This is a genomic window from Haloarchaeobius ordinarius (assembly GCF_051801355.1).
Classification (GTDB): Archaea; Halobacteriota; Halobacteria; order Halobacteriales; family Natrialbaceae; genus Haloarchaeobius.
Window position 1 is genome coordinate 1,594,486 of record NZ_CP196560.1, and the last position, 14,275, is coordinate 1,608,760.

At 66.7% G+C, this 14,275-nt stretch carries 10 protein-coding genes; 3 read left to right on the plus strand and 7 right to left on the minus strand.

The features are described 5' to 3' along the window. Window positions 1-22: 22 nt before the first annotated feature. Together ACSC1R_RS08340 and ACSC1R_RS08345 are read right to left on the minus strand one after the other, a co-directional pair. Window positions 23-1,996: an aconitate hydratase gene (locus ACSC1R_RS08340; RefSeq protein WP_439028601.1), complete on the minus strand. Its 1,974-nt coding sequence runs from the start codon at window positions 1,994-1,996 to the stop codon at window positions 23-25. A gap of 180 nt (window positions 1,997-2,176) precedes the next feature. After that, window positions 2,177-3,865: a histidine kinase N-terminal 7TM domain-containing protein gene (locus ACSC1R_RS08345; protein ID WP_439028602.1), complete on the minus strand. Its 1,689-nt coding sequence runs from the start codon at window positions 3,863-3,865 to the stop codon at window positions 2,177-2,179. 30 nt (window positions 3,866-3,895) lie between these two features. On the opposite strand from ACSC1R_RS08345, the gene ACSC1R_RS08350 reads away from it, so the two are divergent. Further along, window positions 3,896-4,459 (plus strand): deoxyuridine 5'-triphosphate nucleotidohydrolase, encoded by a 564-nt coding sequence (locus ACSC1R_RS08350; RefSeq protein WP_439028603.1) that lies wholly within the window; start codon window positions 3,896-3,898, stop codon window positions 4,457-4,459. A gap of 49 nt (window positions 4,460-4,508) precedes the next feature. Here ACSC1R_RS08350 and ACSC1R_RS08355 read toward each other — a convergent pair whose 3' ends face one another. The 4 genes from ACSC1R_RS08355 to ACSC1R_RS08370 all read right to left on the minus strand — a co-directional run bounded on the left by ACSC1R_RS08355 (window position 4,509) and on the right by ACSC1R_RS08370 (window position 10,723). Beyond that, entirely contained in the window at window positions 4,509-5,312 is an 804-nt protein-coding gene (locus ACSC1R_RS08355) for a hypothetical protein (protein ID WP_439028604.1), read from the minus strand. 427 nt (window positions 5,313-5,739) lie between these two features. After that, window positions 5,740-6,087, minus strand: a complete 348-nt coding sequence (locus tag ACSC1R_RS08360; RefSeq protein ID WP_439028605.1) for a CHY zinc finger protein — start codon at window positions 6,085-6,087, stop codon at window positions 5,740-5,742. 48 nt (window positions 6,088-6,135) lie between these two features. Then, window positions 6,136-7,593 carry a S8 family serine peptidase gene (locus ACSC1R_RS08365; RefSeq protein ID WP_439028606.1) on the minus strand — a complete coding sequence of 486 codons (1,458 nt, stop codon included), beginning with the start codon at window positions 7,591-7,593 and terminating at the stop codon, window positions 6,136-6,138. 271 nt (window positions 7,594-7,864) lie between these two features. Then, the gene (locus ACSC1R_RS08370; protein WP_439028607.1) at window positions 7,865-10,723 is read right to left on the minus strand and encodes a S8 family serine peptidase; all 2,859 of its coding nucleotides are present in this window, start codon (window positions 10,721-10,723) and stop codon (window positions 7,865-7,867) included. Window positions 10,724-10,967: 244 nt separating this feature from the next. Here ACSC1R_RS08370 and ACSC1R_RS08375 point away from each other — a divergent pair, with 244 nt between their 5' ends. Further along, on the plus strand, window positions 10,968-12,404 hold the full coding sequence (locus ACSC1R_RS08375) for a winged helix-turn-helix transcriptional regulator (RefSeq protein WP_439028608.1): 1,437 nt from the start codon (window positions 10,968-10,970) through the stop codon (window positions 12,402-12,404). A gap of 33 nt (window positions 12,405-12,437) precedes the next feature. Here ACSC1R_RS08375 and ACSC1R_RS08380 read toward each other — a convergent pair whose 3' ends face one another. Further along, on the minus strand, window positions 12,438-13,091 hold the full coding sequence (locus ACSC1R_RS08380; RefSeq protein WP_439028609.1) for a helix-turn-helix domain-containing protein: 654 nt from the start codon (window positions 13,089-13,091) through the stop codon (window positions 12,438-12,440). A gap of 306 nt (window positions 13,092-13,397) precedes the next feature. Between ACSC1R_RS08380 and ppk2 the strand changes: the two genes are divergently transcribed. Continuing rightward, window positions 13,398-14,234, plus strand: coding sequence for a polyphosphate kinase 2 (gene ppk2 / locus ACSC1R_RS08385; RefSeq protein ID WP_439028610.1), 837 nt, complete (start codon window positions 13,398-13,400; stop codon window positions 14,232-14,234). The last annotated feature ends 41 nt before the right edge of the window (window positions 14,235-14,275 follow it).

The following is a 14,275-nucleotide window of genomic DNA, read 5'->3' on the forward strand; positions in this document are numbered from 1 at the left end:
GGAATCGAGGCGGTGAGCTGGCTCAGTCGTCGGCCGGTGCCGCACCGGAGCCGCCGGTCGCCTGCTCTTTCGTCCACGCGAGCTTGCCACCGAGGGCGAGCATGTCGCGCTCGCGCTCGGAGGCGTCGAGCGTCGCCGTGAACTCCCAGTCGTCGTTGACGCGGACGGTGAACTCCTCCTGGCCGGAGTCGACACCCTCGCGGACGTCGTCGACGACTTCGAGGTCGTCGCCCTGCTCGAGCTTCTCGTACGTCTCCTCGTCGATGAGGTACGGGACGATACCGAAGTTGAACAGGTTGGCGCGGTGGATGCGCGCGAAGCTCTGTGCGAAGACGCCCTCGATGCCGAGGTACATCGGACACATCGCGGCGTGCTCACGCGAGGAGCCCTGGCCGTAGTTCTCGCCGGCGACGAGGAAGCCGCCGTCGGAGTCGAGCGCACGCTCGGCGAACGTGTCGTCGACGCGCGAGAGCGTGAACTCGGAGAGCTTCGGGACGTTCGACCGGTACATCAGGATGTCCTGGGTCGCCGGGATGATGTGGTCGGTCGTGATGTTGTCGTCCATCTTCAGCAGCGCCTCGCCCTCGAGCTTGGCGTCGAGTTCGTCCTTCAGCGGGACGTCGCCGATGTTCGGGCCCTTGATGAGCTCGTCGTCGACGGCCTCCTCGGGCGTGATGAGGTCTGCTTTCGAGCCGTCGTACTTGTCCGGCAGGACGTAGTCCGGCGCGTCGAGGTCGCCGAGTTCGTCGGCGAGGTCGCGCGGGTCGATGATCTCGCCCTTGATAGCGGCTGCGGCGGCGACTTCGGGGCTGCAGAGGTAGACGTTGTCGTCCTCGATACCGGAGCGGCCCTCGAAGTTGCGGTTGAAGGTACGCAGGGAGACGGAGTCGCTGGCGGGGACGTGACCGATGCCGATACAGGCACCACACGTCGCCTCGGAGAAGTTGACGCCGGCGGCCATCATCTCTGCGACCCAGCCCTCACGGGCGAGCAGCTCGGAGGCCTGCTTCGAACCGGGTGCGACGATCATCTCGGTCTTCTTGTTGACCTCGCGGCCTTCGACCATCTTGGCTGCGGGGAGGATGTCCTCGTAGCCACCGTTCGTACAGGAGCCGACCATGACCTGCTCGACCTGCTCGCCCGCGACCTCGCGGACGGGCACGACGTTGTCGGGCATCGACGGGCACGCGATGAGCGGCTCGATGTCCGAGAGGTCGACGACGATGGTGTCTGCGTACTCGGCGTCCTCGTCGGGGCCGACCTCTTCGTAGTCGTCCTCGCGACCCTGGCGGGCGAGGTAGTCCTTCGTCTTCTCGTCGGTCGGGAAGATGGAGGAGGTCGCACCGAGCTCCGTCCCCATGTTGGTGATGGTGGTACGCTCCGGAACGGAGAGCGTCTCGACACCGGGGCCGGTGTACTCGAGGACCTTGCCGACGCCACCCTTCACGGAGAGGCGACGGAGCAGCTCGAGGATGACGTCCTTCGCGGAGGACCACTCGGGGAGTTCACCCTCGAGTCGGACGTTGTGTACCTCGGGCATCTCGATGTAGTACGGGGCGCCACCCATGGCGACGGCGACGTCGATACCGCCAGCACCGATGGCGAGTTCGCCGAGGCCACCGGGCGTCGGCGTGTGGGAGTCCGACCCGAGCATCGTCTTGCCGGGTGCGGCGAAGTTCTCCTTGTGGACGTTGTGACAGATGCCGTTGCCGGGGCGAGAGAAATACGCGCCATACGTGCCCGCGGCGGAACGGAGGAAGCGGTGGTCGTCCGTGTTCTTGAAGTCGAACTGGTAGGTCTGGTGGTCACAGTACTGCGCGGCGATTTCGGTCTGGACCTCGTCCAGGTCCATCGCCTCGAACTGCAGCCAGACCATCGTCCCCGTGGTGTCCTGCGTGAGGACCTGGTCGATCTCGATCCCGATCTCCTCTCCTGTCTCGAGTTCACCTTCGACGAGGTGCTCCTCGAGAATCTTCTCGGTAAGAGTCTGTCCCATAGCATCCTGAAATCGACCTCCCGCCACCATAAATCCCGCGTGTTCGTGGATGGAAGACCGTGCAGAATTCGCCGTCTCTGCTGTCGGTTCGCGCAATGCTTGCCGACGAGCGTCACGGCCCGTCCCGGTACTCGGGCGAAAACACGACAGCGTGATGTCACGACGCCGCGGAGACGACCCTCACTCGTCGAGCGACGGGATGGAGAGAGTGACGACGGTCCCTCGCGGGTCGTTCTCGGTGAACTCGACGGTCCCGCCGAGCTGGGTCGTCCCCCAGTAGACGAGCCAGAGCCCGAGACTGTCGCCGTGTTCCAGTGGCGTCTCCGACCCGGATTCGAGAACGTCGACCTCCGCCGGTGGGATGCCCGGTCCCTCGTCGACGACGGTGATCTCCACGCCGCCAGTCGGCAGTTCGTCGACCGACACCCACACCCGTTTCCCCTCGTCGGTCCCGTGACGGAGCGCGTTCTCGACGACGTTCTCGAGCACACTGGCGAGGACGAAATCGTCGGTCCCGATGGTGCACTCGTCGGGTGTCGTCACGACCACCTCGGCTTCGGCCGATTGCTCGATGTGTTCGGTCCGGTCTCCCACCTCGTCGACGACACGTGTCACGTCCACGTCGGTAACGTGGTCGCGCCCCCGGTCGACGATTCGCTCTATCTCCCGGGCTTTCTCGCCGAGTTCGACGAGGTCGTTCGACGTCTCGGCGACGTAGCTGGCGATGTCCCCGTCCGCCCCGTCCAGCCGGTCGCCGAGGAGCGTCGCGTACCCCCTGACGACGCCGAGGTCGTTCCGCAGGTTATGTCGGAGCACGCGGTTCAACACGGTGAGCCGTTGCTCGCGCCGTTCGCGGTCGGTCACGTCCGAGAGCAGTAACGTTTCGCCGATGCGGTTGTTCCGTCGGCCGGTGACCGACGAGGTCACCAGCTCGAACGTTCGGCCGTCCGCTGTCTGGAACTGCGTCGGGGCGTCCGCCCGGTCGAGTCCGACCGCCGCGAGGACGGAGTCGACGTCTTCGCCGACCGCCTCACCGGCAGCGTAGCCGAGGATGTCTCTGGCGGCCGGGTTCATCGTCAGCACGTCGCCGGCGGCCGTCACGATGACGACGCCGTCGTCCAGGTCCGCGATGGCGGTCTCCTCGCCGAGGCGGCGCGTCGCAGGGACCAGCTGGAGGAGCTGGGTGCGAAAGAGTGCGTAGCTGAACGCGATGCCCGTCACGGTGAGCGTGACCGGGGTGGGGTCGAGTCCCTCGACGGGGAGTGCCCCACTGGCGACGGCCACGCTCGTGACGACCGGAGCGAGCGTCCCGACGAAGACGGCCAGCGCCCGGTCCCGGTTCGCCGTCTCGAACGACCAGGCACCCCGGAGGACGACAGCGGTCCCGACGGTGAACAGCGAGAACGTGTAGACCAACTGGACGAGGAGCCAGGGACCGTAGTCGAACGAGACGACGGACACTCCCGCGACCTCGACCACGGTCCAGTCGGTCCAGACGAGGTCGTGTCGGGCGGGGGTGGCGAACGCGAGCAAGGTTGCCGCGGGCACTACGAGGAGTCCCGCGAGCGTTTGCCTGGTGATTCGCACCCCGTCACCGACGTACTCGAACGCGAAGGCGACCCACAGCACCGGGATGAAGACGGAGAGCGAAAGCGTGAGGAGTTCCCACGTGAGCCGCGTGGTGCCTGCGCTCGCCGGCACGGTCAGTGCCACGGCGTTCGTCAGCGCCCAGCCCGCGTCGAGGAACTGGAGTCCGATGAACCAGCGCGCCCCGGGGACGTCCCGATGTCGCCAGGCGAAGGCTCCGACGCCGGTCGTGACCACGGCAGCGAGCAGGAACAGGGCGACGTAGAGCGTTCCGAGTTGCATGGGAGGGTGAGATGAGACCGGTCTGTCTGAATGTTAGATGACTTAGGGGTTTCAACGTTGCCCCCGCTGCCTGGATTCCGGAACACACAACAGTTCCGGCGGGAATCGCCCGATATGCACCGTTCAGGCGCGTTCGTCGCAGAGCACGTAACACCGACGACCCCGCAGCAGGTCCAGCCCAACGGCGTCGACCTGACCCTCGACACCGTGTTCGAACAGCGCGAACCGGGCCGCATCGGCCGTGACGGCAAGGAGGTCGGCTCCCGGAGCGAACTGGAACCAGACCAGTACGAGGACGATTCCCCGCCCACCTACTACCTCGAACCCGGCGGGTACGTCGTCCGGTACGCAGAGCGCATCCACATCCCCGAGGGCCACGTCGGCTTCCTCTACCCGCGCTCGTCACTCCTGCGGAACTCCTGCATGCTCAACACGGCGGTCTGGGACGCCGGGTACGAGGGTCGCGGTGAGGGCCTGTTGCAGGTCCACCACGACATCGAACTGGAAGCAGGTGCCCGCATCGCCCAGCTCGTGCTGGCCGAGGCGGACCACGAGGGCGAGTACGACGGCAGCTACCAGAACGAGAACCTGTAAGAAGAGAACTGCCGGAGCCGCGAGAGCCAACCGGCCGTGGCCTGGTCGCTCAGACCAGCGCCAGGACGCTGTTCGACTGCACCGTGCTGTTCATCGGGGCGCAGGGCCTGTTCTTCCCGCCAGCTGCCTTGGGCAGTTCGACCTCGTGGGTCGTGTTGTAGTCCGTGAATGCCATCTCGACGTTCAGGGTCGCCTGTCGACCGTTGACGACGTACGTCGCGTTCATCGTCGACTGCAAGAGCTGTTTCGACTCCCTGTCGATGTACTGCTGGTAAGTCACTTTCTGGAAGTCGACGTTACCGGTGTCCTCACCGACGAGTTGCTGGATGGCCTCCCGGTCGGGCGTGACCTCGATGACGTACACGTCTTGCCCGTTCAGCGTCCCGTTGCGCAGCGTGGTCTCGGAGTCGTTGAGGATGGCCTGCTGGGCGCCGAGGCTCGCGTTCGCGCGCCACGGACTCCGTTCGACGTCGGACTGTTCCCACTTGTCGTTGATTCGGAGACACTGCTGGTCGCCGAAGATGTACGCCTGCGAGAACGACCGCGTCTGGGTCGAGTTCGTCCGCACGGCGGTGACGATGTTCGTCGCCGACATCCGCTGGCTGGAGATGTTCACCGTCCCCGAGGACTCCGTGCGCAACTCGTTGTCGGAGAACTCGACGACCGTGACCATCGAGTAGTTGTACGCGTGGACCGACTGCATCTGGTTCACCGCGTCCGCTTTTATCTGCTTCCCCTCCGGCGTCTCTTGGTCCTGGTCGTCGGTCGGTGTCCCGACGAAGGCACTACACCCGGCGAGGGCGACGAGGAGCGCGAGGGCGACCGCGACGAAGACGTGTTTCCTGCTGTTCATGACGAGATGGTCGTTCGCCAGACAGTAGCCCCCAGGCCGCTACAACCTTTTTGGTCCCGTGACGTCGTCGGCTTGGGTTTTCTGCTGTGCGACTGGAAACGTGGTGAGGGCGAGGTTCGTCGGAGTTCGGTTTCTGCGCGGGCTGTGTGAGTGGTGAAGCTGTTGGTGAGTGGGGCGAGTGATGTGAGTGCTGGTGAGTGATGGGACGAGTGGTGGGGTGAGTGGTGTGAGTGCTGGTGGAAGTAAACGGCAGCCCAGTACCGTCACCGCCGCACTCCTCACCCTCCCTAGCCGACTCCCTCCGTTCCACTCCACTCCGTCTCGTTCCACTCCGGTCGCCCCTCGCGCCTTCGACTCGTGCCTTCGCTGGCGCGAAGTCCTTCGTCGACGCACGCCTCTGTGGTTCCCTCGAAACCGTCGCCTCGACTCACTCCCCCTCGGAATCGACCGCGAAGTACCGGTCCGCGTGTCTCGAACAACCGGGGTTGAACGCGTGCTCGCAGGCCGGACAGGCGTCGTCACAGTCGCGGTACTGGCTCACCGTGAGTTCGGTCCCGCAGACTCCACAGAGGACGCCGTGCTGGTCGAACTCGGCGCGCGGGATGCGGGTCGGCTCGTGGTCGGCGACGGCCTCGTGGCAGCGAAAACAGGGATAGTACCGGTCACAGCAGGCGAACCGCAGGGCGACCACGTCGCGCTGGGTGTCGTAGTGGGCGCACCGGGTCTGGGGGTCGACCGAGACGCCGAAGACGGGGACGCCGTGGACGCGTCGCATGTCCGAGCGGGCGGTCGCCAGGGTGAGGAGTCTTCCGACTCGGGTCGTTCAGGGTTCGGTGAGCGTCACGTCGGCGAAGGTGGCGAGGTCACCGGTCTCGGCACGCTGGACCGCGGCGTCGGCGTCGACGAACCCGGCACCGGCGTTGGCCGGGTTGTAGTCGCTCCGGGCCTCGAAGGCCGTCGCCTCGATGGTGTTGAGGACGGCCATCGGCGAGGGGTCGCCGTGGCCGTTCTGTCGGTGTGCGTCGACGACGAGCGCGGCGATGCCCGCCGTGACGGGACAGGACATCGAGGTCCCGCTGATGGCCGCGTAGTACAGCGACGTGTCGGGCGCGGTCGCCTGGAGCGCGTCGGCCGGCGACATGGTGCTGTTGACCTGGTTGCCGGGGGCGGCGACCCCGTTGCGGTAGAGCCCGACCGGCCCGCTCGAACCCCCCGAATCGTAGTACTCCTCGAGATTCGCGAGGGCGGTCTGGCGGTCGTAGTTCGCGCCGGTCGCGGCGGCACGACCGCGCGAGGAGAAGTCCGTGATGGCTTTCTGGTCCGTCGTCGCGGCGACCGAGAGGACGTGCGGGGCCTTCGCGTAGTCGTTGTGGGTGTCGTACCCTGGCCCGGAGTTCCCCGCGGAGATGACGGGCAACAGGCCGCGGTCGAAGGCCGTCCACGTCGCGGTCTGGAGCGCCCCGTCGGGGTTGTAGTCGTCCGCACTCGCCGAGCCGTAGGAGTTCGAGACGATGTCCACGTCGTCGACGTGGTTCGAGAGGATGTGGTCGTAGGCCGCGGCGGCCTTCAGGATGCTGACGGCCGCGCCCGAGGAGTAGACCGTGAGGGCCGCGCCGGGGGCCATCCCGCTGTCCTCGCCGTTGACGGTCCCGTCACCCGCGATAGTGCCGGAGCAGTGGGTGCCGTGGCCGATGTCGTCGGTGTCGGCGAGGGTGCCACCGTCGACCCACAGCGTCGGGGAGCCGAGCGGGTTCCCGGCCCACTGGTAGTTGTTCTCGGCGGCGGCGACGAGGTCGGGGTGGTCACCGTCGAGGCCGGAGTCGACGACCGCGACGTGGACCGAGGAGCCGTCGTACCCGAGGTCGTTTCGCACTGTGGAGACGCCCGTGACCTCCCGGGCGTCGGCGTTGTGGTAGTCGAGGTCACGGTTGCGCTCGACGTAGCGGACCGCGTCCCAGCCCGCGACGGTCTGAAGCTGTGGGCCCGTGAGCAGGGTGTAGCCGACCGGGAGCACGTCGAAGGCGTAGAACCCGTCGGCGAGGTCGAGCGAGTCGAGCTGGGAGACGGCCGCGTTCGAGTCGAAGACGACCAGGGCCTCCTGCAGGGTGTCGGTCGTCAGGTCGAAGGCGTCGTCGAGCAGGTCGCCGGTGTCGGCGGTCGCGCTCCCGGCGGCCGAGAGGGAGGCGATACCGAGGCCAGCGGTCGTTTTCAGGACGGTGCGGCGGTCGAGTCGTGTCGCACTGGCTGTAGTCGTACTGTCTCGTCTGGGGTCGTCTGTCATGGTCTCAGTGTGGATGGTGTTTCGAATCGTTGGTCGGTGTGGTACGCGGTGCGTGTGGTTCCCGTCGAAGAAGGGGAAGGGGGTGGTGGTCCGGCAGCGACCACCGCGTACAGTCTCCCTCGCCGCCGTCTTGGTCGCCGGTGGCAGAGCAGGGCCAGTCGCCCAGTGGTGGGCGCTCCCGTCACCGGTTTGCTGAGTGGGAGTGGTTGGGGGAGTCGCGACCCGGTGTCGGGCTGTCGGCGGGGCGGGTCATCGGGAGTCGGTTCCCAGTTCAGGTGGACTGGGCGACGACGTAGTTGGTCTCGCCGGTCCCGCCGACGGCGACCCAGCCACGCGCGTCGTTCGGTTTCACCTCCGCCGGGCCGAACTGGTAGGCGTCGGACTCCGTCACCGCGTCGGGGGCCTCCGCGAAGTAGGTGTAGCTGGTCTCGGCGTCCGCCGTCGCGGACTCGGTGAAGTAGACGTACTTGACGCCGTTGCTCACTTCGACGCGGTCGACGTCGTCGGAGTAGTCCGTGAGGACGGTCCACGAGGACGGAATCACGTCACGGACCTGGCTGTCCGCGGAGGGATTCGCCGTCACCGTGACCTGGTTCGTCTGGCCACCGGTGAACGCGGAGCCGTCGTCGGTCCGCGTCCCGCTGACGAAGAAGCCAGCGGTCGTCTCCACGTCGAGCGAGCAGTGTGCCTGCACGTCGTAGCCGTTGACCGCGCCGGGAACGTCGACCAGCTTCGCGACCACGTAGAACGTCTTCTCGGGGCTGTCGCGGGGGAGCGAGACGGTCGCGCTGGCGTCGCCCTGCAGGCCCTGGGCTCGTGCGACGACGTTGGGCTCGCCGTACTGGGCCGGTTGCTCGGCGTCGTAGACGAACAGGTCGACGTGTGGGGCACCTTTCGTCATGCCCTGGTTGCCGCCCGAGTAGTAGTCGAAGCTCACGGAGACGTCGACCGTGCCGGGACCGGCCTGGACGTAGCCGGCGACGGCGCGCTGGTCGTCCGGCAGGCCGAGGCCGAGAACTGCGTCGGTCGACCCCGAGAGTTCGCGGGTGACGGCGTCAACCGCGGCCGCGGGGTTCACCCGACCGAAACCCTCGTACGGGTCGCGCCCCCCGAAGTCGTAAGTCGGGAGGTGGGCCCGGTGGTACGGGGCGGCCGTGAAGGCCGTCTCGCTGGCCGTGGCGAGGATGGCCTGCTTGAGCCGGTACACGTCGTCGAGTCCGGTCTCGTCGGGGTGGGGTAGCGCGATGCTGTCCGGGGCGTCCTCTTCCATCGCCTGGGCGACGAGGCCCGCCACGCCGGTCGTGAACGGGGTCGCCATCGAGGTGCCGGCCTTGCCGGTGTAGTCGCGGATGGCCGCCTGCTCGTCTTCGGGCGTGTCGGCCAGACCCGTCTTCGCGGCGTTGACGAGGTCGTCGAGGATGCCGCCCGGTGCGGACACGTCGGGTTTCATGTAGACCTCGGTCTCGTCCTCGTCGATGCCGCCGATGCCGCCAGAGGAGTAGGCCGCGAGCCCGTCGAGCGGGCCGGTCGCGGTCACGGAGATACACTCGTCGGCGATGGCGGGCGAGCCGTTCCCGTTGGCCGGGGTCGCCGCGTTGCCGGCCGCGGCGCAGGTCAGGATGCCTGCCTCGCCGATTTCCTTGATACCGGCCGGGATGGTGTCGAGGATGCCTCCGACGCTCCCGAGCGGGAGGCCGCCCGTGTAGCCCCACGACATGTTCACCGCACGGATGTTGAACAGCTCCGCGAAGTCGTCGGCGTACTTCGCGAGCTGGCCGGTCGGGCCGGAGAGCCCCTGCAGGCCGACGAGGTTCTGGTTCGGTGCGACCCCGGTGTGGAGGCCGACGGGGTCACCCGTGCGGTCACCGTTCGTCGAGTCGGGGTCGACGAACGTTCCGACGCTGATCTCGTCGAGTTTCGCGACCGTCGCGAGTTCGCCTTCCAGTGAGCGGACGATGACGGTGTAGGTCCCCGACTGTTCGGCCGGAGCCTCGACGACCACGTTGTCCTGCAGGCCGGAATCGCTGGTCGCACCCGTCGAGTCGAGGGTCTGGCCGTCCGGCCCCTCGACGAGGAGTTCGATAGCGACCCCGTAGGCCGACGCGAACACGCCGGTCCCGGCCTCGGCGTCGAGTTCGTACTGGCGCGTGGCACCGAGGGCGAGAATCTCGCCGGGGCGCTCGGTCGTTACGCTCGCCGGGTCGACGGCGCTCGCCCGGCCGGTCCCCGCCATGATGGAGGCACAGTGACTCCCGTGGCCGTTGGGGTCGCGCGGCTTCGTGTGGAGACCGTAGCGGGTCCCGGCATCGAACCAGCCGACGGTCTTCGGCGCGTCCGGACGGGTTCCGACGCCCGCGAAGACGGTGCTCGGGTCGGCCGCCACGAACTCGCCTGCGAGTTCGTAGTACCCGACCGAGATGTCGTAGTCGGCGCTGGCGTTGAGCCACGTCTCGACGACGAGCCGGTAGTCGTGGTCGTCCTTCACGAAACTCGTGATGGCCTCGGGCTGGCTGCCGGTCGTCGAGGCCGCGACGCGCTCCCAGTCCGACCCGGTCCACTTGTCCAGATACAGTTCGAGGTCTTCCCCGTTGTCCTCGACGTGTTCTGGCGTCCAGGTCATCGTCACGTCGATGCCTTCGACGCCCGTGGGCGTCGTGAACTCGTGGGTGGTCTGTGACGGGTTGGCGAAGGTACCCGGCCCCATCGTCCCGCTGAAGGACTGGCCGACACCCTCGACCGGGACTCGCTCCTGTTCGGTCTTCGGGATGACGAGTTCGCCGTCACGGACCGTCACCCGGACGCCGTTCCACGGCCCGAGGTCGGGGTGTCGTGCCTCGATACCGGAGTCGGTCAGGGCGACGGTCCGGTCTGGCCGCCCGCGATAGCCGCGGTCCCACACCTGGCTCGCCTCGCGTGCTCGCCAGTTGAAAAAGGACGGGTCGAGGTCGCTGTCACCTCTCGTCGCTGCCGCGACGGCGTTCGAGCCCGCACCGAGGAGTCCGGCTGCCGCCAGTGTGCCTGTCGTCCGGAGCACGTCCCGTCTGGAGATGCTGGGTGACTCGTCCGCTCGCGGCCGGTCGTCGTACCTGTCCCCTGCTTCGTTCGGTTCCGCACTGTGGTCGTGTCCCATGATGGTCCATCATGACCGATGTGGAATCGTTAAAAAGCGATTGTGACAAACCCATCCAAATAAGCGATAGAGCGACGGTAGGGCTTGAATATCGCCGTTTCGGTGCCTGCCAGCTACGGCCGCCACCGGGCCAGCGGCCGTCTCTGGTACCTGCGACGTACCATCCGCCGGACGGTCGGTACCGGCAATTATGACAATACCTTTAATCGACAACCTCGTGTGTCCGACAAAGGGGTGACTGAGGATGACACACACCGGTGGGGGACTGTCGAAGTACGCGCCAGCAGCGTTCTTGCTCACCCTCGTGGTTCTCGCGGTCCTGTTCGGCACCACTGCAACCGTGTCTGCGACGGCATCGCCGACGGCCCTCGACGGCGAAGCCCCCTCTTTCGCCGTCCCCGACAACGAGACGTCGGGACTCGTCTCCGGAGTGACGAACGACACGTCGAACACCACGGACGGCGCCGTCTCAGATGCGACGACCGACACCACGGAGACCATCACCGAGACGACGACCGACACGACCGACACGACCGAAACGGTCGAGAACATCTCTGGGACGACAGACGACACCGTCACCGCCTCGGGGTCCCTCTCGACGAACCTGACGGCGGGTGACACCACCACGACGACAACGACCGACACGACGCTGGACGACGGGCTCACAACGAACTCTTCGGGGGAGACCACCGGGACGCTGAACGCCTCCGAGAACACGAGTCTCACCGCCGACGCGGACGGCATCGATGCGAACACCACCGCCAGTGTGGAATCCGTCTCGCTGGAGGCTGGTGTCGTCGTCCCGACCGGGTCGCTCCTCGCCGCGCTCGACCTGACGGACGACGCGACGACGAACACCACCCTCGACGGCTCGGGGGGGACTGACGACCCGGGGACCGCGGCTACACGGACAGCCCCCCGGCCGACCACCCAGCAGCCCGAGCAGGGAAGCGACGTCGACGACGAGAACGGGCACCAGCGTGCGGCGGCCAGCGCCGGGGCCGGTGACCGAACGGACCCGGGCGACGGACTCGCGGAACTGAACGGCACACAGTCGCTCCCCGGTCCGGTTTCGACCGGTGTCGTCGTCGGGTCGCTCGCTGTCGGCGGTGTCACCGTCACCCGTGGACGGTCGATACTCCGCTGGCTCCAGGCCGCGTTCGAGGACTCACCACTGGCTGCCGTCCTCCGGTACAGCCGGTACGACGGCTCTGACCCGCTCGCCCACGAGGACAGGGCGACCATCCACCGGGTCGTGACGGACGCGCCCGGCGTCTATCTCTCTGCCATCAGCGAGGCGTCGGGCGTGCCCCTGTCGACGGTGCGACACCACGTCCGCATCCTCGAAGAGGAGAACCTCGTCACCAGCGTGAAAGTCGAGGGGAGACGCCGCTACTTCCCGGTCGAGACGAGCGACGTCGAACTCCACGTCGCCCTGTCGACCCCGTCACGGGCCGCGATTCTGGAACTTCTCGCCGACGGCGGAGCGGCCGGGGTCGGTGAACTCGCCGCGGAACTCGACCGCGACCCCAGCACGCTCTCGCACCACCTCAGCCGACTGGAAGACGCGGGGCTGGTCGAACGCGAGCGAGACGGGCGGGCGGTCCTGAACCGTCTCACACCGACCGCGAGAGAAGGACTGGCCGCGGCGACGCCCACGACGCCGGTCGCGGACGACTGAGAACGGACTGATTACTCGTTGAGAACGGACTGGTTATTCGTTGGCTAGTTCGTCGGAGAGGGTCTCGCGGACCAGTGTCTCCATCCCCCTGCGGAGTCGTTCGGAGGCAGCCTGTCCGGAGACGCCGACGTCGGCCCCCAGCCCGCGAAGCGTCGTCTGTCGCGGGATGTCGAAGTAGCCGACCTCGACAGCCCGGGTGAGTATCTCCTTCTGTGCCTGCGTCAGGTCGGCACCGTCGCTGCGCTGGTCGATGGTGCCGCTGTGAATCGATTCGACACTCGGCGTGAGCCCGACAGCCTCGCAGGTCTCACGGAAGCTGGCGAAGGCGTCCCGGTCCGGAAACAGCGTCTTGACCGTCCAGCCGTCGCCATCGCTCGTCGCGTCGAGGACCACCCCGTCGCCCTCGACGACCGCCGTGTACGCGTCCACGTCGGGGATGTCCTCGGGACAGGTCACGCGGTAGAGTCGGCGTGTTCGTTCCGTGGCGAGGACGGCGCTGTCGGCGACGGTCGGGTCGTCGGCCAGCGCGGCTTCGAACGCCTCGAAATCGTCGCCAGTCGCCCAGAAGACGACGCGAAGTGGGATTTCGCCGGCGGTGTCGAACTGTTCGACCGACGCCTGCATCGCCCCCGGTCCAGAGAGTGCGTGTTGCAGAAGTTGAGAGTCGAGAGTAAAACGAACAAACATGAAATATTTCTAGTATGATGTGTCTTTGTCGTCTGGCGACAGGTGGTCTCTCGCCTGATGAGTCATCGTTCGGGTCATGTGTGTGGCGACCGCTTCACTAATGAATGGTCCTGTGTCACGTATATCAGTGATGCATGGATATACAGGGTAAATAACCACTGGCGCTGTCCCCTCGTGTCCACGATTGTCTACCCACGAACATATATCAATGTTCGGAGTTTTCTCGGGCACTCGGCCATTCTGGGTCCCCGTCGCCGTCCCGTGAGACACTGTAGTATTTTGGTCCCGGTCCACGTAGAGTGCTGGATGGACGATGGTACACGGGCGGCCCGGTACGACGAGGACGGGGTGCTGAAGAAAGAGCACTACAAGCGCGAGTTGCACCGCCTGCAGGAGGAACTCGTCAAGCTCCAGTACTGGGTGAAAGAACGAGGGCTCCGGGTCGTCGTGGTGTTCGAGGGGCGAGACGCGGCCGGGAAAGGCGGCGTCATCAAACGCATCACCCGCCGGCTGAACCACCGGGTAGTCCGCGTGGTCGCGCTCGGGAAGCCGACCGACCGCGAACAGGGACAGTGGTACTTCCAGCGCTACGTCGAACACCTCCCGAGCGAGGGCGAGATAGTCCTGTTCGACCGGAGCTGGTACAACCGCGCGGGGGTCGAGCGCGTGATGGGGTTCTGTAGCGACGACGAGTACGACCACTTCCTGGAGGAGTGTCCTCGCTTCGAGCGCATGCTGGTGCGCGACGGCATCGTCCTCGTCAAGTACTGGTTCTCCATCAGTGACGAGGAACAGGAACGACGCTTCCAGAAGCGCAACGAGGACCCGAAGCGCCGGTGGAAGCTCAGTCCGATGGACCTCGAAGCCCGCGCGCGCTGGGAGGAGTTCTCGAAGGCGAAAGACGAGATGTTCGAGCACACCGACATCCCCGACGCACCGTGGAACGTCGTCCACGCCGACGTGAAACGCCACGCCCGACTCAACTGCATCAGCCACCTGCTCGACCAGATCGACTACGAGGACCTCACACCCGAGCCCATCGAACTCCCGCCCAGGGAAGACCGTGGGGAGTACGAGCGCCCGCCCATCGACGACCAGCACTGGGTCGAGGCCCGGTTCGGGGAGAACCCAGGCCAGGAGTAGTTCGCCACGCCCCCACAGCCGCCCAGTTGCCCCACCAGTTG